This window comes from Mycobacterium sp. 012931, from assembly GCF_000419295.1.
GTDB classification, from domain to species: Bacteria; Actinomycetota; Actinomycetes; order Mycobacteriales; family Mycobacteriaceae; genus Mycobacterium; species Mycobacterium marinum.
Genome location: NZ_AOPX01000001.1, coordinates 1225384 through 1251023, shown reverse-complemented (window position 1 = coordinate 1251023; position 25640 = coordinate 1225384). Strand labels below are relative to the sequence as shown.

22 protein-coding genes, 1 tRNA gene and 3 pseudogenes are annotated in these 25640 nt (G+C 66.3%); 15 read left to right on the top strand and 11 right to left on the bottom strand.

The window, feature by feature from the left end:
• Nucleotides 1-1539: a serine/threonine-protein kinase gene (locus tag MMSP_RS05570; RefSeq protein WP_036427100.1), complete on the top strand. Its 1539-nt coding sequence runs from the start codon at nucleotides 1-3 to the stop codon at nucleotides 1537-1539.
• A gap of 39 nt (nucleotides 1540-1578) precedes the next feature.
• On the opposite strand, the gene purD is transcribed toward MMSP_RS05570, so the two are convergent.
• From purD to MMSP_RS05545, 5 genes are read right to left on the bottom strand one after another with little or no spacing between them, the layout of a single operon-like run.
• Nucleotides 1579-2847, bottom strand: a complete 1269-nt coding sequence (gene purD, locus MMSP_RS05565) for a phosphoribosylamine--glycine ligase (protein WP_020785811.1) — start codon at nucleotides 2845-2847, stop codon at nucleotides 1579-1581.
• 38 nt (nucleotides 2848-2885) lie between these two features.
• Nucleotides 2886-3323 carry a carboxymuconolactone decarboxylase family protein gene (locus tag MMSP_RS05560; protein ID WP_020785810.1) on the bottom strand — a complete coding sequence of 146 codons (438 nt, stop codon included), beginning with the start codon at nucleotides 3321-3323 and terminating at the stop codon, nucleotides 2886-2888.
• Nucleotides 3323-4189 carry an NAD(P)-dependent oxidoreductase gene (locus MMSP_RS05555; RefSeq protein ID WP_012396456.1) on the bottom strand — a complete coding sequence of 289 codons (867 nt, stop codon included), beginning with the start codon at nucleotides 4187-4189 and terminating at the stop codon, nucleotides 3323-3325. The genes MMSP_RS05560 and MMSP_RS05555 overlap by 1 nt, the downstream gene beginning before the upstream one ends.
• A 46-nt stretch (nucleotides 4190-4235) precedes the next feature.
• Complete coding sequence (locus MMSP_RS05550) at nucleotides 4236-4988, bottom strand: SDR family oxidoreductase (RefSeq protein WP_020785809.1); 753 nt, start codon at nucleotides 4986-4988, stop codon at nucleotides 4236-4238.
• Nucleotides 4989-4998: 10 nt separating this feature from the next.
• Nucleotides 4999-6468: an aldehyde dehydrogenase gene (locus MMSP_RS05545; RefSeq protein WP_020785808.1), complete on the bottom strand. Its 1470-nt coding sequence runs from the start codon at nucleotides 6466-6468 to the stop codon at nucleotides 4999-5001.
• A 205-nt stretch (nucleotides 6469-6673) separates the two neighbouring features.
• On the opposite strand from MMSP_RS05545, the gene MMSP_RS05540 reads away from it, so the two are divergent.
• From MMSP_RS05540 to MMSP_RS05500, 9 genes and pseudogenes are all read left to right on the top strand, one after another.
• On the top strand, nucleotides 6674-7342 hold the full coding sequence (locus MMSP_RS05540) for a TetR/AcrR family transcriptional regulator (RefSeq protein ID WP_012396459.1): 669 nt from the start codon (nucleotides 6674-6676) through the stop codon (nucleotides 7340-7342).
• On the top strand, nucleotides 7339-8559 hold the full coding sequence (locus MMSP_RS05535; protein WP_020785807.1) for a cytochrome P450: 1221 nt from the start codon (nucleotides 7339-7341) through the stop codon (nucleotides 8557-8559). Before MMSP_RS05540 ends, MMSP_RS05535 begins: the two co-directional genes overlap by 4 nt.
• The gene (locus MMSP_RS05530) at nucleotides 8559-9383 is read left to right on the top strand and encodes an SDR family oxidoreductase (RefSeq protein ID WP_020785806.1); all 825 of its coding nucleotides are present in this window, start codon (nucleotides 8559-8561) and stop codon (nucleotides 9381-9383) included. The genes MMSP_RS05535 and MMSP_RS05530 overlap by 1 nt, the downstream gene beginning before the upstream one ends.
• Nucleotides 9380-10750: pseudogene (locus MMSP_RS05525) on the top strand (cytochrome P450). Before MMSP_RS05530 ends, MMSP_RS05525 begins: the two are co-directional and overlap by 4 nt.
• Complete coding sequence (locus MMSP_RS05520) at nucleotides 10750-10962, top strand: ferredoxin (RefSeq protein WP_020785803.1); 213 nt, start codon at nucleotides 10750-10752, stop codon at nucleotides 10960-10962. The pseudogene MMSP_RS05525 and the gene MMSP_RS05520 overlap by 1 nt, the downstream one beginning before the upstream one ends.
• Nucleotides 10963-10967: 5 nt before the next feature.
• Nucleotides 10968-11513 (top strand): hypothetical protein, encoded by a 546-nt coding sequence (locus tag MMSP_RS05515; protein ID WP_020785802.1) that lies wholly within the window; start codon nucleotides 10968-10970, stop codon nucleotides 11511-11513.
• Between the two features lie 162 nt (nucleotides 11514-11675).
• The gene (locus MMSP_RS05510; RefSeq protein ID WP_015357318.1) at nucleotides 11676-12803 is read left to right on the top strand and encodes an NDMA-dependent alcohol dehydrogenase; all 1128 of its coding nucleotides are present in this window, start codon (nucleotides 11676-11678) and stop codon (nucleotides 12801-12803) included.
• Between the two features lie 29 nt (nucleotides 12804-12832).
• Nucleotides 12833-13117, top strand: a complete 285-nt coding sequence (locus tag MMSP_RS05505) for a hypothetical protein (protein ID WP_020785801.1) — start codon at nucleotides 12833-12835, stop codon at nucleotides 13115-13117.
• A 2-nt stretch (nucleotides 13118-13119) separates the two neighbouring features.
• Complete coding sequence (locus tag MMSP_RS05500) at nucleotides 13120-13539, top strand: ketosteroid isomerase family protein (protein WP_036426221.1); 420 nt, start codon at nucleotides 13120-13122, stop codon at nucleotides 13537-13539.
• A 1-nt stretch (nucleotide 13540) separates the two neighbouring features.
• On the opposite strand, the gene MMSP_RS05495 is transcribed toward MMSP_RS05500, so the two are convergent.
• Complete coding sequence (locus MMSP_RS05495; protein ID WP_020785799.1) at nucleotides 13541-14983, bottom strand: hypothetical protein; 1443 nt, start codon at nucleotides 14981-14983, stop codon at nucleotides 13541-13543.
• A gap of 427 nt (nucleotides 14984-15410) precedes the next feature.
• Here MMSP_RS05495 and MMSP_RS05490 point away from each other — a divergent pair.
• Both MMSP_RS05490 and MMSP_RS05485 read left to right on the top strand, forming a co-directional pair.
• A pseudogene (locus MMSP_RS05490) lies at nucleotides 15411-16802 on the top strand (PE-PPE domain-containing protein).
• A gap of 4 nt (nucleotides 16803-16806) precedes the next feature.
• Nucleotides 16807-17211 carry an HIT family protein gene (locus MMSP_RS05485; protein WP_011738794.1) on the top strand — a complete coding sequence of 135 codons (405 nt, stop codon included), beginning with the start codon at nucleotides 16807-16809 and terminating at the stop codon, nucleotides 17209-17211.
• Between the two features lie 6 nt (nucleotides 17212-17217).
• Here MMSP_RS05485 and MMSP_RS05480 read toward each other — a convergent pair whose 3' ends face one another.
• Complete coding sequence (locus MMSP_RS05480; RefSeq protein ID WP_020785796.1) at nucleotides 17218-18663, bottom strand: cell wall metabolism sensor histidine kinase WalK; 1446 nt, start codon at nucleotides 18661-18663, stop codon at nucleotides 17218-17220.
• Nucleotides 18664-18703: 40 nt separating this feature from the next.
• A complete protein-coding gene (gene phoP, locus MMSP_RS05475; RefSeq protein WP_020785795.1) occupies nucleotides 18704-19426 on the bottom strand; it encodes a two-component system response regulator PhoP in 723 nt (240 codons plus the stop codon).
• A 161-nt stretch (nucleotides 19427-19587) separates the two neighbouring features.
• On the opposite strand from phoP, the gene MMSP_RS05470 reads away from it, so the two are divergent.
• The 3 genes from MMSP_RS05470 to hpxO all read left to right on the top strand — a co-directional run bounded on the left by MMSP_RS05470 (nucleotide 19588) and on the right by hpxO (nucleotide 21786).
• Nucleotides 19588-20316, top strand: coding sequence for a hypothetical protein (locus MMSP_RS05470; protein WP_020785794.1), 729 nt, complete (start codon nucleotides 19588-19590; stop codon nucleotides 20314-20316).
• Between the two features lie 27 nt (nucleotides 20317-20343).
• Nucleotides 20344-20418 (top strand) — tRNA-Thr (locus MMSP_RS05465).
• 201 nt (nucleotides 20419-20619) lie between these two features.
• Entirely contained in the window at nucleotides 20620-21786 is a 1167-nt protein-coding gene (hpxO, locus tag MMSP_RS05460; protein WP_020785793.1) for an FAD-dependent urate hydroxylase HpxO, read from the top strand.
• Here hpxO and MMSP_RS05455 read toward each other — a convergent pair.
• The 3 genes and pseudogenes from MMSP_RS05455 to uraH form a co-directional block, all read right to left on the bottom strand.
• Nucleotides 21770-24474: pseudogene (locus MMSP_RS05455) on the bottom strand (molybdopterin-dependent oxidoreductase). The gene hpxO and the pseudogene MMSP_RS05455 overlap by 17 nt on opposite strands.
• Nucleotides 24471-25295 carry an FAD binding domain-containing protein gene (locus MMSP_RS05450; RefSeq protein WP_020785790.1) on the bottom strand — a complete coding sequence of 275 codons (825 nt, stop codon included), beginning with the start codon at nucleotides 25293-25295 and terminating at the stop codon, nucleotides 24471-24473. Before MMSP_RS05450 ends, MMSP_RS05455 begins: the two are co-directional and overlap by 4 nt.
• On the bottom strand, nucleotides 25295-25615 hold the full coding sequence (gene uraH / locus MMSP_RS05445) for a hydroxyisourate hydrolase (RefSeq protein ID WP_020785789.1): 321 nt from the start codon (nucleotides 25613-25615) through the stop codon (nucleotides 25295-25297). Before uraH ends, MMSP_RS05450 begins: the two co-directional genes overlap by 1 nt.
• Between the last annotated feature and the right edge of the window lie 25 nt (nucleotides 25616-25640).

The following is a 25640-nucleotide window of genomic DNA, read 5'->3' as shown; positions in this document are numbered from 1 at the left end:
ATGGTTGGGCTAGTTCATCAAGACCCCGGCATCGGGTTGACTGCCGGAGAAATATTCGCCGGATACACCATCCTCCGGTTGCTGGGTTCCGGCGGCATGGGCGAGGTCTACCTCGCCAAGCACCCACGGTTGCCCCGCCACGAAGCGCTCAAGGTCCTCGGCGCCGGCGTCTGTGCCGACGACGACTATCGTCGTCGCTTCATCAGGGAGGCCGACGTTGCCGCCGCGCTGTGGCATCCGAACATCGTCCGGGTGAACGACCGGGGCGAACATGCCGGCGCTCTCTGGATCTCGATGGACTACGTCGAGGGAACCGACGCGGCGAGCCTGCTACGGGACCACTACCCGGTCGGCATGCCGGCAGATCAGGTGTCGACAATCATCGCGGCGATCGCCAACGCGCTCGACTACGCGCATCAGCACCATGATCTGCTGCACCGCGACGTCAGCCCGGCGAACATCTTGCTCAGCGACCCCGGCGAAGACGGCCAGAGAATCCTGTTGGGCGACTTCGGAATAGCGCGCAACATCGGCGACGCCAGTGGTCTGACCGCCACCAACATGACCATCGGAACGTTCCCCTACGCCGCGCCCGAACAGCTGATGGACGAACCGATCGACGGACGTGCCGATCAGTACGCGCTCGCCGCCACCGTCTACCACCTGCTGACCGGGACAACATTGTTCCCGCACACCAACCCGGCCGTGGTGATCAGTCGCCACCTGTCCACCCCGCCACCGGCGCTGGCCCAGACCCGCCCCAAACTCGCGGCCTTCGACCCGGTGCTGGCCGTGGCTCTGGCGAAGAATCCCGCCGATCGATACGCCCGATGCATAGATTTCGCGCACGCGTTCGCGCGGGCCGCCCGCTGTGGCCGGCACCCGAAGTCCTCGGCTTCGACCATGCCGGCACCTCTGGCGAGCAGGCCGGCCAAGGCCACCCCGGCGCCTCGAACCTTGGCTGACCGCGAAACGCCGCAACGGCGCGGTAGGTGGCGCATCTTCGCGGCAGCATCGACGGTGCTAGCGCTCACTGCCGTCGGCGCCAGTGGCTACTCGATCTCCAATGACACCACTGCCTCTGCGCACAGGACGCTGGCCGCATCCCCGGAACAAGGCCCTCCGCCGTCGCCGACCCAACCGGTGGCACAGCACCCGCCACCGCCGCGGCCCATGCCACCCGTGCCGGCCCCGCACCGAGTCGCGCCGCCACCACAGCGACCGGCCGAAACCCAGATCATTTCCGCGCCAACGGTTTCCAGAATTCCCGCGCCCGTTGTGGCGCCGCCGGCACCACCACATCCCCCCAGCCCCGACCAGAGTTTCCTGTCCCTGATGTCAGAGATTCCCGGTATCACCGTCACCGACCCCGCAACCGCGGCCGCCACCGGCCGTGCCGTATGCACCAGCCTGCAAAACGGGGGAACCCCCCATGATGCCGCCGCCGCGACCGTGAACAACACCGGAATCACGCCCGTACAGGCGTCCGCCGGCATCAACGCGGCGATCACCGCCTACTGCCCGCAGTACCAGGGATAGGAAAGCCGCCAAAGGGGCATCGCCCGCTCGGGAGGTGGGTTAGCCGCCGACCCTGCCCTGCGCGGCGAGCAGCCCAATGTCATTGCGGAAATGACTGCCCGGCAGACGAATCGACCCCAGAATGCGGTACGCGTCCGCGCGCGCCGCGGCCAGGTCAGCACCGGTTCCCACCGCCGAGAGCACCCTGCCCCCGGATGACACGATCGCCCCGTCGTCGCGGCGTGCCGTGCCCGCATGCAAGATCCCGTCAGCGTCGGCGCCGACGATGACGTCGCCAAGGCGGGGCCGTCCGGGATAGTTCTCCGCGGCCAGTACCACCGCCACCGCGGCACCCTCGCGCCAGCGCAGTTCGCCGAATTCGGCCAGCTTTCCGCTACCGGCGGCGTGCAGCAACTGACCGAGCGGTGAGTCCAGCAACGCCAGCACTGCCTGGGTCTCCGGATCACCGAAACGGCAATTGAATTCGACCACCGCCGGCCCCTTCGCGGTGATCGCCAGGCCGGCGTAGAGCAATCCGGAGAACGGGCAACCACGCCGAACTAGCTCGGCCGCAACGGGTTCGATGATCTCGGTGACGACTTGCCGGTAGCTGTCGTCGGGCAGCCAGGGCAGCGGCGCGTAGGCGCCCATTCCTCCGGTGTTGGGGCCGGTATCACCTTCTCCGGCCCGCTTGAAGTCCTGCGCCGGTAGCAGCGGCACCACGGTCTCACAGTCGATCACGCAGAACAGCGATACCTCGGGGCCGTCCAGATACGACTCCAGCAGCACCGGGTGCCCCGCTTCCAGCAGCCCGGCAGCGTGTGCCCGGGCGGCATCACGCTCCGGTGTGACCACCACACCCTTGCCCGCGGCCAGGTGGTCGTCTTTCACCACCCAGGCCGGGTCACCGGCGGGCGGCCCGAATCGATCGAGAGCGGCGTCCAAGCGCGCGGGGTTATCGACGATCTCGCTGCTGGCGGTGCGTACCCCGGCCGCGGCCATCACCTCTTTGGCGAACGCCTTGGATCCCTCGATGCACGCCGCGTCCTTGCTGGGGCCGAAACACACGATTCCGGCCGCGCGAACGGCGTCGGCCACCCCGAGGACCAGTGGCACCTCCGGGCCGATAACCACCAGGTCGGCGCGCACCTCGCGGGCCAGCGCGACGACGTCGTCACCGGAGGTGACATCGACATCGTGTTGCTCGGCCAGCCGGGCGGTGCCCGCGTTCCCGGGAGCGACAACTAGCCCGCTGACCTGCGGGTCGCGGGCGAGTGCCAGCAGTAGAGCATGTTCACGGGCACCGGAGCCGATCACCAGGACGCGCACGGGGCAAGCCTAGCGGGCTCACCCGGCCCGGTACCGTCTCAGTCCAGCTTGCCGCCCGAGTGCATCTTCAACGCGTCGTCGACGTTGCCCTTCTTGTCCTCGCCGGCGCCCTTCGCCGCGGCCTTCTTACGCCGCGCCACCACGGTGTCGACCGCACCATTGAGCCCCGAACCCAGCGGAAACCCGAGGTAGTGGGTGAGGAAGACCGCCATTTCCTTCAGTTCGGCCTCGGTGAGTTCCCCGTTGAGCAGCGCGGCGTTGATCTGGATCTCGGCCAGGTCGCGATTTCCGATCGCCGTCACCGCCGTCAGCGTCATGAGACGTCTGTCGCGCATCGACAGCCCCGGCCGGGTCCAGATCGTGCCGAAGAGGTGATCAACGGTCGGGTCGAAGTACGCGTCACCCTCGATGTTGGGCATCTCCCAGCCGTAGACCTCGTTCATCTTGTCCAGGCCCTTGCGGCGCAGTTCGTCCATTACGCGTCCTTCTGTGTGTGCGGTACCCCAAGACCGGGCGCAAGCCGCTCCAGCGCGAGCCTAGCCAGCGGCAGATCGACCGACAGCGCCTCACCCAACGCCAGCGCCAGCCCCAGATCCTTCTCACCAAGATCGCGGGCGTGCACAAATCCGTCGTACAGGAAATGGCCAGGCTCAAGGTCTTTCGTGTTATCACGGAACATGATCGACCCGGCGCCGCTGGTCAGTTTGTCCGTGTGGCGCACCACGTTGCCCAGATCCTGCAGGTTCACCCCACTTGCCTCGGCCAGCTTCCAGGCCTCGCCGACGGCCGCATAAATGGTGAAGGTCAGCATGTTGCGGGCCAGCTTCATTCGGGTGCCCGCACCGGGCGGGCCGGCATGTACCACCAGCGATGCCCAGCACGAGAACGGCTCTTTGACCCGGGCAAAGACGTCGTCGCCGGCCCCCACCATGGTGGCCAGTTGGCCCTTGCTAGCGGCTCCCGCACCACCGCTGACCGGCGCGTCAATGACGTGAATCCCGCGCGGGCGCAGTTCCCGCGCGAGTTCTTCGGCGGTGGTGTCGCTGATCGTGGAGTGAATCGCAATGATGGTGCCCGCGCGCGCGTGTGCCGCCAGACCGTTCGCACCGGTGATCACCTCACGCACCTGGGCGTCGTTGAGCACGGTCACGCTGATGATGTCGGCGCCGGCGACCTCGGCGACGCTGGCGGCGGCGCTGGCGCCGGCTTCGGCCAACGGCGTCATCGCCTCGGCCCGGACGTCGTAAACCACTAGGCCGCCGGGCCAGTCGAGCAGGCGTTTGGCCATCGGGGCACCCTGGTTGCCCAGACCGATGTACCCGAGTTTCGGGTGCTCAGACATGTGCGCCGCTCCTTGTCATCGCTTGGCTTTGCATCGTCTCCGGTGGCTACGAGCGGATGATCTGGCCGCCATCGACATTGAAGATCTGCCCGGTAATCCAGGAGGCCTGGTCGCCGAGCAAGAACAGGCACATCCCCACCAGGTCCTCGGGAGTCCCCATCCGGCTCAACGGGATCTGCTTGACCATGTCCCTGACGAACTCGCCGGGCGTGACGGTTCTGGTGGCTTCGGTGTCGATCGGTCCCGGCGCGATCGCATTGATCCGGATCTTCATTCCGCCAAGCTCACGGGAAAGCTGTTGGGTAAGCCCGTTGACCCCGACTTTGGCCAAACCATAGAAGTTCGAGTACAGCCACGCCGCCGTCGACGACTGGTTCACGATTGCCCCGCCACCGCGTTTGGCCATGTGCTTGTACACGGCGCGCGTGCACACCAGCACCCCGTCGTGGTTGACGCTCATGAACTTCTTGTAGTAATCCAACGGCACCGTCAGCAGTAGGTCGAGCTTCATGCCGCCGTAGATCGCGGCGTTGTTCACCAGGTAGTCGATGCCGCCGAACTCGCTGACCGTACGATCGGCCATCGCCCTGGCCGACTCCTCATCGGAAACATCCACGGGCACATGAATTGCCGTGCCACCGTCGGCGACAATCTGCTTTGCGGTCTTCTCGGCGGCCTCGGCATTGATGTCGGCGACGACCACGCGCGCACCCTCGCGAGCCAGGGCGTCCGCATACGCCTGGCCAATACCCTGCGCCGCCCCGGTGACGATCGCCACCTTGTTCTCGAACTGTCCCACGCGTTCTCCTCTAGTTCGCCGCAGTCGCAATCAGCTTGGTTTCCAGGTACTCCTCGAATCCGGCGAGGCCCATCTCACGCCCGATCCCGGATTGCTTGTATCCCCCGAACGGCGCATCAGCGCAATACCAAACCCCGCCGTTGACGTTCACGGTGCCCACCCGCAGCCGCGCGGCGACGTCGGCGGCTCGCTGCGGGTCACCGCCATAAACGATGCCCGACAAGCCATACGGTGAATCGTTGGCGATGCGCACGGCGTCATCGTCACCGTCGTGGGCAAGCACCGTGAGCACCGGACCGAAGATCTCTTCGCGCGCGGGCCGGGCATCGTTGGTCAGACCCGCGATCACCGTGGGCTCGATGAAGTAACCGACCTGCCGGCCGGCCGGCCTCCCGCCGCCGCAAGCGAAGGTTCCGCCTTCGGCGATCGCCAAGTCGAGATAACCCTGTACCCGGTCCCGCTGCCGTTGCGAAATCAAAGGACCACAAACCGTTCTGGCATCATCAGGATCGCCGGGCCTGATCGACGACATGGTCCCCGCAGCTATTGCGACGGCCTCGTCGTAGCGGGCACGCGGCACCACCAGCCTGGTGGTGATCGCACACCCCTGCCCGGCATGCATGCTTGCGGTGAAGGCCGATACCGAGCTCGCCGCGGCCAGGTCGGCGTCATCGAGCACGATGAAGGCCGATTTGCCACCCAGCTCCAAGAACATTCTCTTGATGGTGGCCGCCCCATCGGCCATCACACTGCGGCCGGTCGCGGTGGATCCGGTGAACGAAACCATGTCCACGCGAGGGTCTTTGGCCAACAGAGCGCCCAGGCCGTGTTCGCTGGAGGTGACGATGTTGACGACGCCGGGTGGGATGTCGGTGCAATCGGCGATCAGTTCGCCGAGCACCGCCGCGCACCACGGTGTGTCCGGTGCCGGTTTCAGCACGACGGTATTGCCCGCGGCTAGCGCGGGGCCCAGCTTGGCGAGGTTGATCTGGTGCGGGAAGTTCCACGGCGTGATGGCGCCGACGACGCCCACCGCCTCGCGAACGACGGTGCGCCGCGTCGGGATGCCCATGGGCGCCGCCGCACCGAGATCCTGCTTCCAGGAATAGGATTCGGCGGTGTCGGCAGAAAAGGCCAGGTCATTGACCGGACCCTCCAATTGAGCGGCGGCGGTGAGCATCCGCGGCGCCCCGACTTCGGAGATGGTCAGCGCGCGCAGCTCCTCGATGTGTTCACGCATCGCGTCACGCAGCTGCCGCACGCATCGCACCCGCAATTCGGTGTTGCGCGACCAATCGGTGTCGTCGAATGCGCGGCGCGCAGCCTCGATCGCCCGGTCCATGTCACCCGCATCGGCATCGGCCGCCACGCCGAGCGTTTCCTCGGTGGCCGGGTTGACGGTCGCAAAAGTACCCGCCGCACCCTCGCAGCGCTTGCCATCGATGAACAGTGAGCTGACTCCGTCGGCCAACAGGGCCATCTACCGCTCCCGCCTCCGTGCTGATGAAGGACCAATCTAATGAACAACTGTCCGATATCGATGGGCCAACCATAGCTTCAAGCGCGGCGACGGTGCAAGGTCCGGCCCCGCCGGCGACCGCCAATCCCCCCGGTTATAGGTGTTAGGACCGCATTTTCAGGCACAGGGGTTGCCTCGCCTCGTAACCATCCTCTAGCTTGGACATGTGTCCAGCGATGCACTGGTTACGGTCACCGACCAGCAACAGCACGAGTCCGGAGATCGGCGGCGCAACCGTCGCCAGGAGGAGACCTTTCGCCGGGTGCTGGCAGCTGGCATGGACACCTTGCGGGCGAGCTCCTACCCGGACCTGACAGTCCGGATGGTGGCGGCCCGCGCCGGGGTGTCCCCGGCCACCGCATATACCTACTTTTCGTCGAAGAACCACCTGATCGCCGAGGTCTATCTCGACCTGGTGCGCAAGGTCCCCTTCTTCACCGACGTCAACGTCGCGATGCGCGATCGGGTGGTACAGGCGCTGCGGCACCTGGCCCTGGTGGTAGCGGATGAACCCGAGGTGGGGGCCGCGTGCACGGCGGCGCTACTGGGCGGCGGCGCCGACCCCGCGGTGCGCGCCGTGCGCGATCAGATCGGCGCCGAGATCCATCGCCGGATCGCCTCGGCCATCGGTCCTGGGGCGCAACCCGGCACCATCGCGGCGCTCGAAATGGCATTTTTCGGCGCGCTGGTACACGCCGGCAGTGGGGAGTTCACCTATCACGAAGTTGCCGACCGGCTGGCCGACGTCGCGGTACTGATCCTGGTCGGCGCGGGGCAGGCGGCCCCCGGCGACGATTTGGCAGAGCCAGCCGCCGAGGCGGGCGAGGACGCATGAGCGTGCACGTGGGGGGACCCGAGCTGGTCCTTGATCCCTATGACTACGACTTCCACGAGGATCCGTATCCGTACTATCGGCGGCTGCGCGACGAGGCCCCGCTCTATCACAACCAGGAGCTCGGGTTCTGGGCGCTGTCCCGGCACCGCGACGTGCACCAGGGATTCCGCAACAGCACCACGCTTTCCAACCGCGACGGAGTTTCGCTGGATCCGGTGTCACGCGGGCCCCATGCCACCAAGACGATGTCATTCTTGGCGATGGACGACCCGGCCCATCTACGGCTGCGCACGCTGGTCTCGAAAGGCTTTACGCCAAGGCGGATTCGCGAGCTGGAGCCGCGGGTGACCGAGCTGGCCGTGGCGCACCTGGACACCATGCTGGACATGGCCGGCGGCTCCCAGACGGTCGACTATGTGGCCGAATTCGCCGGCAAGCTGCCGATGGATGTGATCTCCGAGCTGATGGGCGTTCCGGTCGCCGATCGTGATCAGATCCGGGCGATGGCAGACGGGGTGATGCACCGCGAGGACGGTGTCACGGATGTGCCGGCGTCGGCCATCGAGGCATCGATCAACCTCATCGTCTACTACCAGCAGATGATCGCCGAGCGGCGTAAGAAGCCCTCCGACGATCTGACCTCCGCGCTGCTGGCCGCCGACGTCGACGGCGACCGCCTCACCGACGAAGAAGTGCTCGGTTTCATGTTCTTGATGGTGATCGCCGGAAATGAGACGACGACCAAACTTATCGCCAATGCCGCGTTTTGGGGCCACAAGAACACCGATCAACTGACACCGATCTACGCCGATCTTTCTCGAGTGCCGCTGTGGGTCGAGGAAACCCTGCGCTATGACACCTCGAGCCAGATCCTGGCCCGCACCGTCGTCGGTGAACTCACCCTCTACGACACCACGATCCCCGAGGGGGACGTGGTGCTCCTGTTGCCGGGCTCGGCCCACCGTGACGAGCGGGCATTCCGGGATCCCGACGAGTACCTGATCGGGCGCGAGATCGGCTCGAAGTTGCTGAGTTTCGGTAGTGGCGCGCACTTCTGTCTGGGAGCACATCTGGCTCGGATGGAAGCCCGGGTGGCACTGACCGAACTGTTCAAACGAATCCGTGGCTACCAGGTCGACGAGGGCAACGCCGTGCGGGTCCACTCCAGCAACGTCCGCGGATTCGCTCACCTGCCGATCACCGTGGAGGTCGCCTGATGCCTCGCTTCCAGCCCCACCCGGATCGCCGGCCCGCGATCGTCGCCGGCGCGTCATCGGGAATCGGCGCCGCCACCGCGGTCGAGCTGGCCGCCCATGGCTTTCCGGTTGCGCTGGGCGCGCGGCGGGTGCAGAAGTGTGAAGAGATCGTCGAGAAGATTCGCGCCGATGGCGGCGATGCCGTCGCGCTGGCCCTCGATGTCACTGACGCAGATTCGGTCAAGGATTTCGTGCATCAGGCCACCGAGCGGCTCGGCGACATCGAGGTGCTGGTCGCCGGCGCCGGCGACACCTACTTCGGTCGACTCTACGAAATCGACACCGAGACTTTCGAATCGCAGGTCCAGATCCATTTGATCGGGGCGAACCGGCTGGCCACCGCGGTTCTTCCGGGCATGCTCGAACGCCAACGCGGGGACCTGATCTTCGTGGGTTCGGATGTGGCGCTGCGCCAGCGCCCGCACTTGGGCGCCTACGGCGCGGCCAAGGCCGCGCTGGTGGCAATGGTCACCAACCTGCAGATGGAATTGGAGGGCACCGGCCTGCGTGCGTCGATCGTGCATCCCGGCCCGACCAAGACGGCGATGGGCTGGAGCCTGCCGGTCGAGTCGATCGGCCCGGCACTCGAGGACTGGGCCAAATGGGGTCAGGCGCGCCACGATTACTTCCTGCGAGCATCCGATATCGCCCGGGCCATCACATTCGTGGCGGAAACACCCAGGGGTGGGTTCGTGGCCAACATGGAGTTGCAGCCGGAAGCCCCGTTGGCCGCCACCACGAACCGTCAGCAACTCAAAGTCGATGAGAAGGCCAAGGATTCATGACGACAGCGATCGTGCCGCGAGTGTCCGGCGGCGAAGAGGAACACGGACATCTCGAGGAGTTCCGCACCGATCCGATCGGGTTGATGCAGCGGGTGCGCGACGAATGTGGCGACGTGGGCTGGTTCCAGTTGGCCAACAAGCACGTTGTCCTGCTCTCTGGCGCTAAGGCCAATGAGTTCTTTTTCCGCTCCAGCGATGAATAACTCGACCAGGCCGAGGCCTACCCCTTCATGACCCCGATCTTCGGCAAAGGGGTGGTGTTCGACGCCAGCCCCGAGCGGCGCAAGGAGATGCTGCACAACTCGGCATTGCGTGGCGAGCACATGAAAGGGCATGCCACGGCCATCGAACGCGAAGTGCATCGGATGATCGAGAATTGGGGCCAGGAAGGCGAAATCGACCTGCTGGAGTTCTTTGCCGAACTGACCATCTACACCTCGACCTCGTGTCTGATCGGCACGAAGTTCCGCAACCAGCTCGACTCCCGGTTCGCGCACTTCTATCACGAGCTCGAGCGCGGCACCGACCCGCTGTGCTACGTGGATCCGTATCTGCCGATCGAAAGTTTCCGTCGGCGAGACGAGGCCCGAAAAGGCTTGGTGGCGTTGGTCCAGGACATCATGCACCAGCGGGTCGCCAACCCGCCGACCGACAAGCGTGACCGCGACATGCTCGACGTGCTGGTGTCGATCACCGATGAGCAAGGCAATCCGCGGTTCTGCGCCGATGAGGTGACCGGCATGTTCATCTCGTTGATGTTCGCCGGGCACCACACCAGTTCGGGCACCTCGGCCTGGACGCTGATCGAGCTGCTGCGCCACCCCGACGCGTATGCCGCCGTGATCGATGAGCTCGACGAGCTCTACGCCGACGGCCAGCCGGTGAGTTTCCACGCGCTGCGCCAGATTCCACGGCTGGAGAACGTGTTGAAGGAGACGCTGCGGCTACACCCGCCGTTGATCATCCTGATGCGGGTGGCCAAGGGCGAATTCCAGGTCGAGGGTTACCCGATTCACGAAGGTGAACTGGTTGCGGCTTCACCGGCGATCTCCAACCGGATTGCCGAGGACTTCCCCGATCCGGATGAGTTTGTGCCCGAGCGCTACCAGGAGCCGCGGCAAGAGGATTTGATCAACCGCTGGACCTGGATCCCGTTCGGCGCCGGACGGCATCGCTGCGTGGGTGCGGCATTCGCCACCATGCAAATCAAGACGATCTTCTCGGTATTGCTGCGCGAGTACGAGTTCGAGATGGCGCAGCCCGCCGACAGCTATCGCAACGACCACTCCAAGATGGTGGTTCAGTTGGCGCGCCCCGCCAGGGTGCGCTACCGCCGCAGAAAATTGAGCGACAACCGGGGCCACTGATGAGCTACCGGATTGAGGCCGACCTGGATCTGTGCCAGGGCCACGCCATGTGCGAATTGGAGGCACCGGACTACTTCCGGGTGCCCAAGCGAGGCAAGGTCGAGATCATCGATCCCGAGCCCCCCCCCCCCGAGCAAGCCCGCCCAGAGATAGAGCAGGCGGTGCGAATGTGTCCAACCCAAGCACTATCGATCAAAGCGAAAGAAGACTGAGGACGATGGCGTCGTTCGAACGTAGCGAACTTGAACAGTGGGTGCAGTCCTGGCTTGAGGCCAACAGGGACTGCGAGGCTGCGGGCGACTGGAAGCCACTGGCCGACTTCTACGCCCCCGATGCCACCTACGGATGGAACATCGGCCCGAAGGAAGACGTGATGTGCGTCGGGATCGACGAGATCCGCGACGTCGCGCTCGGGTACGAGATGGAGGGCCTTCAGAACTGGCAGTACCCCTATCAGAAGGTCATCATCGATGACCGGCAGGGCGAGATCGTCGGCTTCTGGAAGCAGGTCGTCACCGACGGCGACGGCGGCCGACAGGAGATCTACGGCATCGGCGGCAGCTGGTTCCGGCTCAACGCGGACAAACTCATCGAGTGGCAGCGCGACTTCTTCGACTTCGGACACGTGCAGGCGCTGTACCTGGATCTGATGAAGGCCGGGAAGCTGTCCGCGGGCATGCAGCGGCGCATCGAGCGCAGCCTCGCCGGTGAGCGGCTTCCCGGCTACTACCCGCTGGGTAAGACGCCCGTCCCGATCTGGTGACCCGGGTACGGCCAGCCGCTCCATGCACCCAACCAAGCATTTGTTTTGTTGCGCGCGCTATGCTGGCCGAAAAGAGTGTCCTGTGGCACTCGTCACTACTGCCTGGGCGTCCGCGTCCGGCAGTTCTGATCAATTCAATGGCGAAATGAGGTCAGGTCCAACGTGAAGACAAAAGGCGCTCTGATCTGGGAGTTCAACCAGCCGTGGTCGGTCGAGGACATCGAAATCGGCGATCCGGTCAAAGACGAGGTCAAGATTCAGATGGAAGCGGCGGGCATGTGCCGCTCCGACAACCACCTGGTCACCGGCGGCATTCCGATGGCGGGTTTCCCGGTCCTGGGCGGACATGAGGGCGCCGGTGTCGTGACCGAGGTCGGCCCCGGTGTGGACGACATCACCCCCGGCGACCACGTGGTGTTGTCCTTCATCCCGTCCTGCGGCAGATGCCCGACCTGTCAGGCCGGCCTGCGCAATCTCTGCGACCTGGGGGCGGGGTTGCTGGCCGGCGCCGCGGTGTCCGACGGCACCTTCCGCATCCAGGCCCGCGGCCAGAACGTCTACCCCATGACCCTGTTGGGCACCTTCTCACCGTACATGGTGGTACACCGCAGCTCAGTGGTGAAGATCGACCCGGCCATTCCTTTCGAGGTCGCCGCCCTGGTGGGTTGCGGCGTCACCACCGGCTATGGCTCGGCAGTTCGTACCGCCGACGTCCGCCCCGGCGACGACGTCGCCATCGTCGGTCTTGGCGGGGTCGGCATGGCGGCGCTGCAGGGCGCGGTGACCGCCGGCGCCCGCTACATCTTCGCCGTCGAGCCGGTGGAGTGGAAACGCGACCAGGCGCTCAAGTTCGGCGCCACCCATGTCTATCCCGACATGGAGGCGGCGCTCATGGGGATCGCCGAAGTCACCTACGGGCTGATGGCCAAGAAAGTGGTGATCACCGTCGGCGAGTTGCAGGGCTCCGACATCGACACCTACTTGGCGATCACCTCAAAGGGCGGTACCTGCGTGGTCACCGCGATCGGCAGCCTGCTGGACACTCAGGTCAACCTGAACCTGGCAATGCTGACCCTGATGCAGAAGAACTTGCAGGGCACCATCTTCGGCGGCGGTAACCCGCAATACGACATTCCGCAACTGCTGTCGATGTACAAGGCGCGCAAGCTCAACCTCGACGACATGATCACCCGCCAGTACCGGCTGGAACAGATCAACGAGGGCTACCAGGACATGATTGACGGCAAGAACATTCGCGGCGTCATCCGCTTCACCGACGCCGACCGGTAGGCCGCTCGGCACGAGGCGCGTGGGCCTGGGTGACCCGCTTTCCGCACCTGTTGGCGCCGGGGCGAATCGGCACCATGGCGCCGCGCAACCGGCCGGTGAGGTCTGCGATGGAGACGAGGTTCGACACCACCGACGGGCGGCCAGCCCAGCGCACCCGTGACTGTTTCGCGGCTCGCGCCAGAGGTGGCGTGGGTCTGATCACGGTGGGTGCCAACGGGGTTGATCACCGGCACCCCGACACTCCCGGTGGCCTGCATCTGGCCACCGACGCGGCGGTGCACGCGCCGCGCGCGCCATTTGACGACAGGAGATAGCGATGACCCAAACCGCCCAGTCCCCCGCATTGGCGGCCTCGCAGGCGTCATGGCGCTGCGTTCAAGCCCACGACCGCCAGGGGTGGCTCGCCTTGATGGCCGACGACATCGTCATCGAGGATCCGATCGGCAAGTCCGTGACCAACCCGGACGGCACCGGGGTGCGGGGCAAAGATGGTGTGGCGAACTTCTATGACACCAACATTGCGGCCAACCAGCTGTCGATCACCTGCGAGGAGACCTTTCCGTCGAGTTCACCCAACGAGATCGCCCATATCCTGGTGCTGCGCAGCAGGTTTGACGACGGCTTCACCAGCGAGGTCCGCGGCGTGTTCACCTATCGCGTCAACGACGAGGGGCTCATGACCAACATGCGCGGATACTGGAACCTGGAGATGATGAAGTTCGGCAACCAGGAATAACTCATCCGATACGGCCGATTCCGGTGATGTTGCCCTGCATGATCTTGTTGTCCATCAGGACCATGCAGGCCGTTTGGATCGGATCACTGAGGATGGTGGCCGATTTCGGTTGCTGTAGCAGCACTCGACCGTTGTTCGGATCGATGACGGCAAACGCGAAGACGTCCAGCGGGGTGGTGTTGTCCAGGCCGATCCGCGTGATGGTGTAGATCAGGCCGTCGGCAATAGACAGGTGGGGCAACGCCGCACTGCGAGTACTGCTGTCCCACACGGTGCGACATCCGGTGGGCTCGACGTCGACCCGAGTCATTCCCCCGACGAACGGCGCGGTCGGGGGCACCGCGGGGCCCGCGCCCGCCGGCACCGCCGGATACGGGTAGCCGTAGGTGCTGGCGATGAACATGGACGTCCCGGCGCCGATGGGCGAGTTCTCACTGCCCGGCCCGCCTTGAGTCAGCACCGGCTGCTGGCAGATCAGGTTGCCCGTTCCGGACTCGTAGATCAACGCGTGCACCAGCGGGTCAGCGTTGTCGACGATGGTCAGGTAGTCCGCACCGGTGGGCCCGAAATAGGTTGGGGTGGAACCGGTGCCCCAGCTGAGTTGTCCCGGCTTGCGAGCCGGGCCGCGATCGTAGGGCTGCCGCCACAGCACCTGCGGATTGCCGACGCCGTCCAGGTTGAGCTCGTAGAGAGCGGCGGTGGTGGCCACGCCGACGCGGTTGGCCGGCGAGGCCGAGATGCTGTTGGCGACTTGCTCACCGGGGTCCAACTGAACGCTGGCGACACCACCGCCCACCTTGGCCACTCCGACCACGCCGCTGCCGGTGGCGAACCACACATTTCCCAGGTAGTCGGGGACCACACCCACGGACTGATCGCCGGCCGGGATGGCACTGGACACGTCGGTGGACTCGGTGATGCTCAATTGCCAGCAGCCCTTGCTGTCCTTGGCATGAGCGATACGCAGTAGGTGGTTGGTCCCGTCGATCATCACCAGCTGGTTGTTGTTGTCCAGGTAGGCATACACGCCGCCGAGCAGACCTCCTTTGGCGATGCCGAGGCTCGCCAGCGGTATGACATGTGGAACCAGGCCGCCGGGATCGATCAGATAGACGATGGGGGCCTGGGTGATGTCGTTGGTGCACAGGGCCAACACCAATCCGTCAGTCCCCTGGGTGATGCTCGGACAGGCGGCCAGCAGCGGGTAGGCAAAGATCGGCGCCAGCCGCGCACCGGGGCCGGGGAGCGGGCCCGCGTCTGCCGATCCGGCGTCATTGTGCATGGACGCCAATCCATTCGGCGCGATGAACGGGCTGGGCGGGGCCAGCGGACCGAATGCGGCGGCGGCGTGCGTGGCGGGCGGGAAGACGGCGGGCAGCGCCGAAATGGCACACGCGGTAAGCAATGCCGTGGGTATGGCGAGCACTGCCGCAGGAAACCGCACGTAGGTCCCCTCCCGTGTATTGGGTCACCGAGGATCTTGACGAACGCGGAAAACGACACGGCCACATCGGGTTAACGATTTTGTCTCGAAAAGACTTGTGGCCAGTAACATGATGGTTGAGTTGTCCGAAAATCACTGTGCGACTGTAATTTCGGATATTTCGACCGGGCAGGTTCGGCGCTCCGAATGCCGCGCGCCACGGCAATCCCATCAGGCCAGAACGAATGAGATGTGCCCCTTGGCGCCCTGGATCCGGCCGGGAGAGCCGATGACGCACCGACCCGATGACGGACTACAAGGCTATGAAGTCCCGGCAGTCCTGCCCAAAAGTCGGCGCCAGGGTCCGGCCTGCGAGTAACCTCATGGCCACAGATTGCGCGAGGGCCGACGATCGGCACGCCTCCCTCGTGCTCTCGAGGAGAGACCCGTGTCGTATGTCGTTGCAGCGCCCGATTTTCTGAGCACCGCGGCCGAGGATTTGGCCGCGATGGGGTCGGCGGTCAGCACGGCCACCGCAGCGGCCGCCCGATCCACGACTCTGCTGCTGGCCGCGGGCGCCGACGAAGTCTCCACCCACATTGCGGCGTTGTTCAGCACGCACGGCCTGCAGTATCAGCTGGCCAGCGCCCAAGCGGCGGAGTTTCACGAGCGGTTCGTGCTCACCTTGGCGGCCGACGCCAACACGTATCTGACCACCGAGATCGCCAACGCGCAGCGATGTCTGGCCGGCGCGATCAACGCCCCCGCCACGGCGCTGCTCGGGCACCCGCTGCTCGGCGCCGACCCGACGGCCTCGGCCAGCACCGCAGCCACGCCCGCCGGGGGTGCCTCGATGGCGCCCGCGGCGGCAGGCACCAGGATTACGGTCCCGGGGGCCGGACCGCTTTACTATCCGAGATTCCTCACCGAGCTGCCCTATCTGGGACAGGCACTCCTGCTGGGCATTCCGGGGCCGAGTTCGGCGTCGATCCTGCAGGGATATGACTTGATCAACCATGCGATCGGAGAAAACTGGTTCCCCGACACCATCGCTTCGGTCATCAACTATCCGGCCAGCATCGGCATCCTCAGCGGCAGTCTAGCCGCCCCCGACACCAACACGGCCGTCGCCATCGGAACGCGGATGCTCCATGAGCAGATCATGAGCGCGGTGACCAATGGCAGCGGGTTGCCGGTGCACGTGGCCGCACTGTCACAAGGCACCATCGTCGCCAACCGCGAGTTGGCTTACCTGGCAACCGACCCCAACGCGCCACCGGCCCATGCCCTGGAGTTCGCCTTGTTCGGCAGCCCTGAGCTCGGTTTGGCGCACATCTACTTGCCCGATGGCCTGACCGTGCCGTTGATCAACTACACGGTGCACGGCCTGTCCAACACCCAATACGACGTCAGCGTGGTCAATGGCCAATACGACTTCTGGGGCAATCCGCCCGACCGGCCATGGAATCTCCCGGCCTGGGTGAACTCCCTGTTCGGGGCCGCCTAGTACCACAACACGTCATCGTTCGCCTCGCTGTCGGACGCGGTCGAAGTGTCCAGCGTGACCACCTCGCTGGGAGGCACGATCACGACGTACCTGATCCCGTCCCCGACGTTGCCGATGCTGTTACCGCTCGAGCAGATCGGTGTCCCGGCGCCGATCGTCGCGGGCCTCAACTCGGTGCTGGCACCGATCGTCAACGACGGATACTCCTCGCTGACTCCCAACGCCGGCCCCTACTTCTCGCAAGGAGCGCTGGTCGGTCTGCCCAGCGCGGCCGATGTGCTGGGGTCCTGGCCATGGCCAGCGCTGGGGTCAGTGACGGCACACATATGCTGAACCAATGGCGTCGATCTTCACCAAGATCATCAACCGTGAACTGCCCGGCCGCTTTGTCTACGAGGACGACGACGTCGTCGCGTTCTTGACGATTGAGCCGATGACCCAGGGCCACACGTTGGTGGTCCCGCGCGCCGAAATCGATCAGTGGCAGACCGTGGACGGCGCGGTATTCGGCCGGGTGATGGAAGTCAGTCAGCTGATCGGCAAGGCGGTGTGCAAGGCGTTTGGCACCGAACGCGCCGGCGTCATCATCGCCGGGTTAGAGGTCCCACACCTGCACATCCACGTCTTCCCCACCCGCCACTTGAGCGACTTCGGTTTCGCCACCGTCGACCGCAATCCGTCACCGGAATCACTGGACGAAGCGCAAGCCAAAATCAAAAAGGCGCTATCGGAGCTGACCTGAATCGGTCTAACTGACCGGCTCGGTGAGTTCCACCGCCGCCTCGCTGACGCGCGGCAGCGTGACGCGAAAGCAACAGCCCTCCCCCGGCGCGGTCGTCAGCGTGACATCGCCGCCGTGCGCCTTCACCAGGGAGTGGACGATCGACAGACCAAGCCCGGTCCCACCACTGGCGCGGGCGCGCGAAGAGTCGGTCCGGTAGAACCGCTCGAATACCCTGGCCGCGTCCTCCGCGGGCATCCCGGGACCTTTGTCGGCCACTTCCAGGACCGCGTTCTCGCCAGCCGTGCCGACCCGCACGGTGACGTCGGCGCTGTCGGGCGTGTGCTGCAGCGCGTTGCCGACGAGGTTGCTGAGCACCTGGCGCAACCGGGGCTCGTCGCCGAGCACCTCCGGTGTGCCCGGGCCCTCCAGGACTTCGACGGTGATGGCGCGCTTCCGGTCGATCGCCCGCGCATCGTGCACCGCATCGGCGGCAAGAACCAGCAGGTCCACCCGGTTGCGCTCCAGCGGCCGTTGCACGTCCAGGCGGGCCAGCGTCAGTAAATCGTCCACCAGCAGGCCCATCCGGCTGGCTTCGCTCTCGATCCGCGACAGCAACATGGCCACATCGCGCGCCGCGCCCTGGCGATACAGCTCGGCGAAGCCGCGGATCGTGGTCAGCGGGGTACGTAGTTCGTGGCTGGCATCGGTGATGAAACGCCGCATCCGTTCTTCGGAACTGCGTGCCTTTTCCGCCGAATCCTCCGACGCCGCCAGCGCTACTTGGATCTGGGACAGCATTCCATTCATGGCGAGCGAAAGCTGGCCCACCTCGGTTCGGGGATCACGTTCTGGCACACGGCGATCCAGCTGACCCGAAGCGATGGCCGCGGCGGTCTGCTCGACTTCGGACAGCGGCCGCAGGCTGCGTTGCACCACCGCGAAGCCGGCCAGGCCGACCACCACAAGTACCCCGGCCCCAATGCCGGTCTGCAGCCAGACCAGCGACCGCACCGTGTGCTGAACGTCGGACAGATCGATGGCCACCGTCGTCAGGCCGCCCTGCGGCCCGTGCACCGAGACCGCCCGCCACTCGATGTTCGAGCCGTTCACCGAGGGCAGCGTCGTCGGATCCGAACCCACGTCGTTGTCGGCGGGCAGCGCCGGCTCGGCGTTGCGGTCGTTGATGGCCGTCATGGCCCGACCGTCGGGACTGATGCTGCGCACGTAGAACTTCGACGGAGGCCGGGCCGGGTCGGGGCCTTCAACGCTGGGCATCGAATGCCGCCAGGAGGCTTGCGCCCAGGTGCGCGAGGCTTCCAGCAGCGTCGAGTCGATCCTGCTGACCAGGCTGTGTCGCAGGATCGAGGTGACCGCCACGCCCGAGGCCAGCAGGCCACACAACACCAGGGCGAGGGTGGCCGCGACCAGACCCACCCGGAGCGGCACTGCGCACGGAAGACGTTCGGCCATCGCGGCGCTCCTCCCTAACCTGCCGGGCTAGGGAGCACGCTCATCGCGGCTCCCGCAGCACATAGCCGACCCCACGCAAGGTGTGCAGCAGCCGCTTGTCGCCGGTATCGATCTTGCGCCGCAGATACGACACGTAGGACTCGACGACGTTGACGTCGCCACCGAAGTCGTAGCGCCACACATGGTCGAGAATTTTCGGCTTGCTCAGCACCGTGCCCGCATTGATCACGAAATAGCGCAACAAGGTGAACTCGGTGGGCGATAGCGACACCGGCTGGCCGGCCTTCCACACTTCGTGGGTTTCCTCATCGAGCTCGATATCGGCGAACGTAAGGCGGGAATTGCGCGGCTCTGCGCTGCCCTTGCCGGCGCGGCGCAGAATTACCCGCAACCGGGCAACGACCTCTTCCAGGCTGAAGGGCTTTGTCACGTAGTCATCGCCGCCCAGGGCCAGCCCCGCGATCTTGTCCTGCAGCGAGTCCCGGGCGGTCAAGAACAGTGCGGGTGCATCGATGCCGTCGGCCCGCAGCCGCCGCAGCACACCGAAGCCGTCCATCCCGGGCATCATCACATCGAGAATCACCGCGTCCGGGCGGGTTTCCCTGGCCCGATCCAACGCCTGCGCGCCGTTGGTCGCCGTGTGCACCTCGAATCCCTGAAACTTCAGACTGACCGAGAGCAGCTCGACGATGTTGTCCTCGTCGTCGACAACGAGAATGCGCGCTTCTGGTGTGGTGGCCTCGCCCGGGGTTGTGGCTGTCATGACATTAATTCCTGCAACATGCAGCTGAAAGCTTGCTTAACGTTCATTGTGTACTTCCTGAAAGCTCGTTGACAGTCACCTGCTAATAGTCTGCCAGGAATAATCGTGCCTGCCCGAACCCGGACGCAATTATTGCGGCGCGTCGTGAATAGACTCACAGAATGAACGTCGGCCAAAGCCTGGTGGCCTTTGCCACCGCCCCCGCCCGCGCCGGTCTCGCCGCCGCTGAGGCCAGCCTCAACCTCGCGGGAGCCGCCGTCGGCCTGGCCAAGCAAGCGCTCGGCGAAACCAGCACCGATGCCGGCAACAACGCCATGGCCAGCGTGCTCGGCATCGAGGACGCGATCGTGCGCGCCAACCGGCTGGCCAAGCTGCTCGACGAGGATGCGCCGTTGGGGCGGGCGATCGCGCCCAACGGCCCGATGGACCGGATGCTGCGCCCGGGCGGGGTGGTCGACCTGCTGACCGCGCCCGGTGGTTTGCTCGACCGCGTGACCGCCGAGGGCGGCGCGATGCATCGCGCGCTGCAGCCGGGCGGGCTGGCCGATCAACTGGTCGCCGAGGACGGCTTGATCGAGCGGGTCCTTTCCGAGGACGGGCTGGCCGATCGGTTGCTGTCCGAAGGTGGTCTGGTCGACAAGCTCACCGCCAAGAACGGGCCCCTCGAACAGCTCGCCGATGTGGCCGACACCCTAGCCCGGCTGGCCCCCGGCATGGAGGCGCTGGAGCCGGCGATCGAGACCCTGCAAGACGCCGTCGTCGCGCTCACCATGGTGGTCAACCCGCTGAGCAGCATCGCCGAGCGCATCCCGCTGCCGGGCCGGCGTCCCGCGCGCCGTTCGTCCTCACGCCCGGTGCACTCCCAGCGAGTGGTCGACGCCGACGAGTGAGGGGTTAGGCTGGCAGCGGTCTTACCGGCCTCCTTAGCTCAGTGGTAGAGCACTCGCCTTGTAAGCGAGCGGTCGTCAGTTCAATCCTGACAGGGGGCTCCACCTGGCGCCCGGCAGCAACCGCCTTGGGGGCAGCACCAGCCTCGATGGCCGGGTAGGGTCCATTGGCGAGCGCGCCATGGCGATCCAACCCATTGCCCAGTTGTCGGCACCCAGCCGCCCGGCACCGCTTCGACGCGCGAAACGGGGCCAGCCGTCATACGGTCGACGCACGGCACCCGGAGAGCAAAGGAGGTAACACCGGTGAAAGCGGTGATCATCGGCGCGGGCATCGGCGGCATGAGTGCCGCGATTGCCCTGCGCCAGATCGGCATTGACACCGAGGTCTATGAGCGTGTCACCGAGAACAAGCCGGTCGGCGCCGCCATCTCGGTGTGGCCCAACGGGGTGAAATGCCTCAACTACCTGGGACTCGAGCAGCAGACGGCACGGCTGGGCGGGATCGTCGAGACGATGAGCTACGCCGAGGCCCACTCCGGCGAGACCATGTGCCGGATCTCGATGCAGCCGCTCATCGAGCAGGTCGGTCAGCGCCCGTACCCAATCGCCCGCGCCGAGCTGCAGCAAATGCTGATGGAGGCCTACGGGATCGACGAGATCCATTTCGGCATGAAGATGGTCGAGGTCGCCAACCAGGACGGCGCCGCCACCGCGACGTTCGCCGACGGCACCATCGCGAGTGCCGACATCCTCATCGGCGCCGACGGCGCAAACTCGATCACCCGGGAATACGTACTGGGCGGGCCGGTCACCCGGCGCTACGCCGGCTACGTCAACTACAACGGGCTGGTGGAGGTCGACGAAGCCATCAGCCCCGCCAACGAGTGGACCATGTATGTCGGCGACGGCAAGCGGGTGTCGGCGATGCCGGTCACCGATGACAGGTTCTACTTCTTCTTCGACGTGGTCGAGCCCGAGGGCCTGCCCTTCGAGAAAGACACCGCGCGAGAGGTGCTGCGCGAGCAGTTCGCCGGCTGGGCACCGGGCGTGCAGGCCTTGATCGACAAGCTCGACCTGACGACCACCAACCGCGTCGAGATCCTCGACCTGGACCCGTTCCACACCTGGGTCAAGGGGCGCGTCGCCGTGCTTGGCGATGCCGCCCACAACACCACGCCCGACATCGGGCAGGGCGGATGCTCGGCGATGGAAGACGCGGTGGCACTGCAATGGGCGCTCAAGGACAACCCCACCGACGTTGCGGCCGCGCTGGCCGCCTATCAGGCCAGCCGCACCGAACGGGCCGGCGATCTGGTATTGCGGGCCCGTAAGCGCTGCGACGTCATCCACGCCAAGGACCCCGATACCACCGCAGCCTGGTATGAGGAGCTGCGAAACGAAGACGGCACCAACATCATTCGCGGGCTCGTCGCCAACATCATGGGTGGGCCGCTCACTCCGCTGAGTTGATCGCCCGCCACACTCGGGCCGCGGTCATCGGCAGCCGGGTGACCCGCGCACCGCAGGCCCGGGCGATCGCGTTGGCCAGAGCCGGCGCCACCGGGTTGTAGGGCGATTCGGCCATCGATTTCGCGCCCAGCGGACCGAGTTCGTCGAAGGTGTCGGCGAAGTACACCTCGGTGAGGGGCACGTCGACGAACTGCGGAATGTGATAGTCGCGCAGCGTCTGGGTGAGCACCCTGCCGTCGGGGCCGATCTGCAGGTCCTCATACAGCGCGGAACCGATCGCCTGCGCCACGCTGCCCTCCACCTGCCCGCGGCACTGCTCCGGGTTCAGCACCACCCCGGCGTCGGCGGCCTGAACCGACTGCAAGATCTCCACCTGGCCGGTGTCGGTGTTGACCGCGACCCGGAAGGCGTGCACGTTGAACGACACCGACCGCGGTGTCCCGTCCTGGCTTCCCTGCCCGGTCAACGGCGTCGGCAATTGCCCGAATCCGACCAGCTGCTGCCCGCACTGCACGCCGTGCGGGCCCAGCACGCAGTCGGTTGGCGACGCGCCGGCCACCTCGGCCGCGGCGGCGATGATCCGGCTGCGCAACTGTTGGGCCGCGCCCAGCGCCGCACGTCCGGCGATCACGGTTCCGGCCGAGCCGAACGCCCCGGTGTCGTGCTCGACCACGTCGGTGTCGGACTGGCGGATCACGATCCGGTCGCTGGTGGTGCCCAACGCCGTGGCGGTCAGCTGCGCGTGCACGGTGGTGGTGCCGTTGCCGAACTCCGAGGTGCCGACGCACAGCGTGTAGACGCCGGCGTCGTCGACCGAGATGTCGGCGGACGCGAAATGCCCGCCCGGGGGCAGCGTCGCGATCATCGCCAGGGCCATGCCCTCTCCGACTCGCCAGCCCGCGCCGTCGGGAGCCGGTCTCCCACCGCGGCGCAACGCGTCCGGGGCCAGGTCCAGGCATTGATCCAGCCCGTAGCTGCCGAACGTCAGATCGTTCTCGCCGGCATGGGCATCGACGAACGGGTCGCCGGGCACCTCCACGTTTCGGCGCCGGAACTCGAACGCGTCGATGCCCAGTCGTTGTGCCAGGTCGTCGAGTGCCGACTCCACCGCGAAGACCATCTGGCCCACGCCGTAGCCGCGGAACGCCCCCGACGGCACGTTATTGGTGTACACGGCCTCGGCGTCGATGCGCTTGTTCGCACAGCGGTACACCGACACCGACTCGCCGCAACCGTGAAACAGCACACCCCGAGTGTGGTTTCCGTACGCCCCGGCATCCATCAGGGCATCGACCGCCAGCGCGGTCAGCACCCCATCCCCGTCGGCGGCCACGGTGACGTCGATGCGGTAGGGGTGGCGGCACGTCGCCCGGACGAACTCGTCGACACGGGTGAACTCGTAGCGCACCGGCCGGCCCAGTCTCAGCACGGCCAACGTCACCAGGTCCTCGGTGAGCATCTCCTGTTTGCCGCCGAATCCGCCGCCGACCCGCTTGGTGAAAACGTGCACCTGGTCGCGGTCCAGCCCGAAGACGTGGCACAGTTCGTCGCGGACCAGAAACGGTGTCTGGGGGAGCTGGTGCGGATCACCAATCGCCCGCGGCTGTCCCGCCACCCGGTGCGGCCATGGGTTTCGAGGTGGGCCGGCTGCACTCGGGCGGTCTGCCACCGTCCGCGCACCACCGCTCCGCCGGAGGCCTCCGCGGCGGCAACGCCGGCTTCGACATCGCCGGTGCCGCCATGTAATTCGGCGACCACGTTGCGCGCCGGGTCGGCGATGCGGGCCTGGCCGCCCTTGTCGGCGTGCAAGAGCACCGCGCCGGGCGCCCGGGCCTGCTCCGGATCGAACACGGCCGACAGTTCCTCGTACTCGATCTGGATCGCCCGGCAAGCTTTTTCGGCGACCGCCACGCTGTCGGCGACCACCGCCGCAACCCGCTGTCCGATGAAGCGCACGGTGCGGTCCAACACATAGGTGTCGTCGGGGTCGTCGGTGCGCATCTCGTGGCGCGCGGTGGAGAACGCAACGGCTGAGCTGTCGTGGTGGGTGAGGATCAGGTGGACACCGGGTATCGTCGCGGCCGCCGTGGTGTCGATCGAGGTGATACGGGCGTGCGCGAGCGGGCTGCCGAGCACGGCCAGGTGCAGCAGGCCGGCCGGCGCGTGGTCTGTGGTGTAGGGCTCGGTGCCGGTCACCACCCGCAGTGCCGCCGGTGCGCCGATCGAGCGCCCGGCGTCGGATCCGCTGGGCTTCTCGACGTTGACCTTGCCCTCCAGCGCGTCCAGGATCGCCCGGTAGCCGGTGCACCGGCACAGGTTGCCCTTGAGATGCTGTGGCAGATTGGCCAATTCGTCATCGCCGAAGGTCGACGCGGTGACCACCAGACCGGCCGTGCAAAACCCGCACTGGAAGGCGGCCGCCTCGGCGAAACGGCGCTGCATCGGGTGCAGGTCATCGGGGGTGCCCAGCCCGGCCACCGTCGTGACGGTGCGGCCCGCCGCGCGAAATGCCGGGAACACGCACGAGTGCACCGCGGCGCCGTCGACCAAGACCGAGCAAGCGCCGCAGTCACCGGCATCGCAGCCCATCTTGACTTCGAAGTGGCCGTGCTCGCGCAGGAAGGTGCGCAGGCATTGCCCGGCCGCCGGGGTGGCGTCCAGGTCGGCTGCGTTGACGGTGAACCTCATGCCAGCTCGGCCAGGATCTGCTCGGCCAGCACCAGCCTCACCGCTGCCCGCCAATCGGGATCGCCGTGTGCGTCGCGGGTCCAGGCGCCATCGGGTATGCCGGCGTGGGCGGCGCGCAGCTCGTCGGTGCCGGGCAGGGTGGGGAACTCGAACACGAAGGGGCGCACGGTGGCCGCCGTGATCGACAGCACGAAGCCGCCGCCGTCGGACTCGGCGCCACGGCGGCCGATCACCACGATGCCGGAGCGCCCCAGCGCGGACGGGGCGAGCTTGCGGAAGGCGGTCCGGGCCCGCAGCGCGGCGGCCGGCAGGTGAAAGGAGCGCAGCACGTCGCCGGGCACGAGCACGTTGGCGGCCTGTCCGGTGACGAACTCGGCGACCGGCAGCGTGTAGTCGTTGCCATCGGCGCACCACACCGTCACGCGCGCATCCAACGCGGACAGCAGCGAAATCATGGCGCCGGCCGGAAAGGACAGGCACACATTGCCGCCGATGGTGGCGGTGCGCCAGATCTTGGCCGACGCCAGCATTGCGGTGCAGCACTGATACAGCAGCGCACCGGCCGTCCAGTCGGCGGGCAGCCGCCCCGACAGCGTCGAGATCTCGGCAAGTGTGCACGTTGCGGCCAGGTCAATACCGTTGTCGCCGAACGCTATCGGCTGCCAGCCCAGGCCGGTGATGTCGACCAGGCGGCGGATGTGTGAGTTCGGTTCGGAGAACAGCCAGGTCCCGCCGGCGAGAATGGCGTCGGTGGGCTCCAGCGGCCAGAGTTCGTCGCGGCGGCTGGGGGTATTGACGATTTCTACGGAGTTGAGATCCATTAACTCCCCCGGTATGTCGAATACGCGTACGGCGACAACAACAGCGGCACGTGGTATTGGGCGTCGACGTCAGTGAGGTCGAAGGCGATGACGACCTCGGGGTAGAACCCGGCGGTGCCGCTCGCGGCGAAATATTCGCCGGTATCGAAGCGCAGCCGGTAGATCCCGGCGGCCAGTGTCGCACCGAGCGACTTGATCCGGCCGTCATCGTCGGTGCGGCCGCTGGCAAGAGGTGTTCCGGCAGCGTCGGTGAGTTCCACGGCGACTCCGGCCGCGGGTCGACCGCTCACGGCGTCCAGCACATGTGTCGAAAGGCTCATGGGTTCACCATGCCAGGCCGGTAGC

Bases quoted from the DNA above. Each gene is read 5' to 3' on its own strand.
- uraH (WP_020785789.1), bottom strand. From the start codon at position 25,615: ATGAGCCTTTCGACACATGTGCTGGACGCCGTGAGCGGTCGACCCGCG.
- MMSP_RS05555 (WP_012396456.1), bottom strand. From the start codon at position 4,189: ATGTCTGAGCACCCGAAACTCGGGTACATCGGTCTGGGCAACCAGGGT.
- MMSP_RS05520 (WP_020785803.1), top strand. From the start codon at position 10,750: ATGAGCTACCGGATTGAGGCCGACCTGGATCTGTGCCAGGGCCACGCC.
- phoP (WP_020785795.1), bottom strand. From the start codon at position 19,426: ATGACAGCCACAACCCCGGGCGAGGCCACCACACCAGAAGCGCGCATT.
- MMSP_RS05470 (WP_020785794.1), top strand. From the start codon at position 19,588: ATGAACGTCGGCCAAAGCCTGGTGGCCTTTGCCACCGCCCCCGCCCGC.
- MMSP_RS05515 (WP_020785802.1), top strand. From the start codon at position 10,968: ATGGCGTCGTTCGAACGTAGCGAACTTGAACAGTGGGTGCAGTCCTGG.
- MMSP_RS05485 (WP_011738794.1), top strand. From the start codon at position 16,807: ATGGCGTCGATCTTCACCAAGATCATCAACCGTGAACTGCCCGGCCGC.
- MMSP_RS05570 (WP_036427100.1), top strand. From the start codon at position 1: ATGGTTGGGCTAGTTCATCAAGACCCCGGCATCGGGTTGACTGCCGGA.
- MMSP_RS05545 (WP_020785808.1), bottom strand. From the start codon at position 6,468: ATGGCCCTGTTGGCCGACGGAGTCAGCTCACTGTTCATCGATGGCAAG.
- MMSP_RS05530 (WP_020785806.1), top strand. From the start codon at position 8,559: ATGCCTCGCTTCCAGCCCCACCCGGATCGCCGGCCCGCGATCGTCGCC.
- MMSP_RS05560 (WP_020785810.1), bottom strand. From the start codon at position 3,323: ATGGACGAACTGCGCCGCAAGGGCCTGGACAAGATGAACGAGGTCTAC.
- MMSP_RS05480 (WP_020785796.1), bottom strand. From the start codon at position 18,663: ATGGCCGAACGTCTTCCGTGCGCAGTGCCGCTCCGGGTGGGTCTGGTC.
- MMSP_RS05450 (WP_020785790.1), bottom strand. From the start codon at position 25,295: ATGGATCTCAACTCCGTAGAAATCGTCAATACCCCCAGCCGCCGCGAC.
- MMSP_RS05535 (WP_020785807.1), top strand. From the start codon at position 7,339: ATGAGCGTGCACGTGGGGGGACCCGAGCTGGTCCTTGATCCCTATGAC.
- MMSP_RS05500 (WP_036426221.1), top strand. From the start codon at position 13,120: ATGACCCAAACCGCCCAGTCCCCCGCATTGGCGGCCTCGCAGGCGTCA.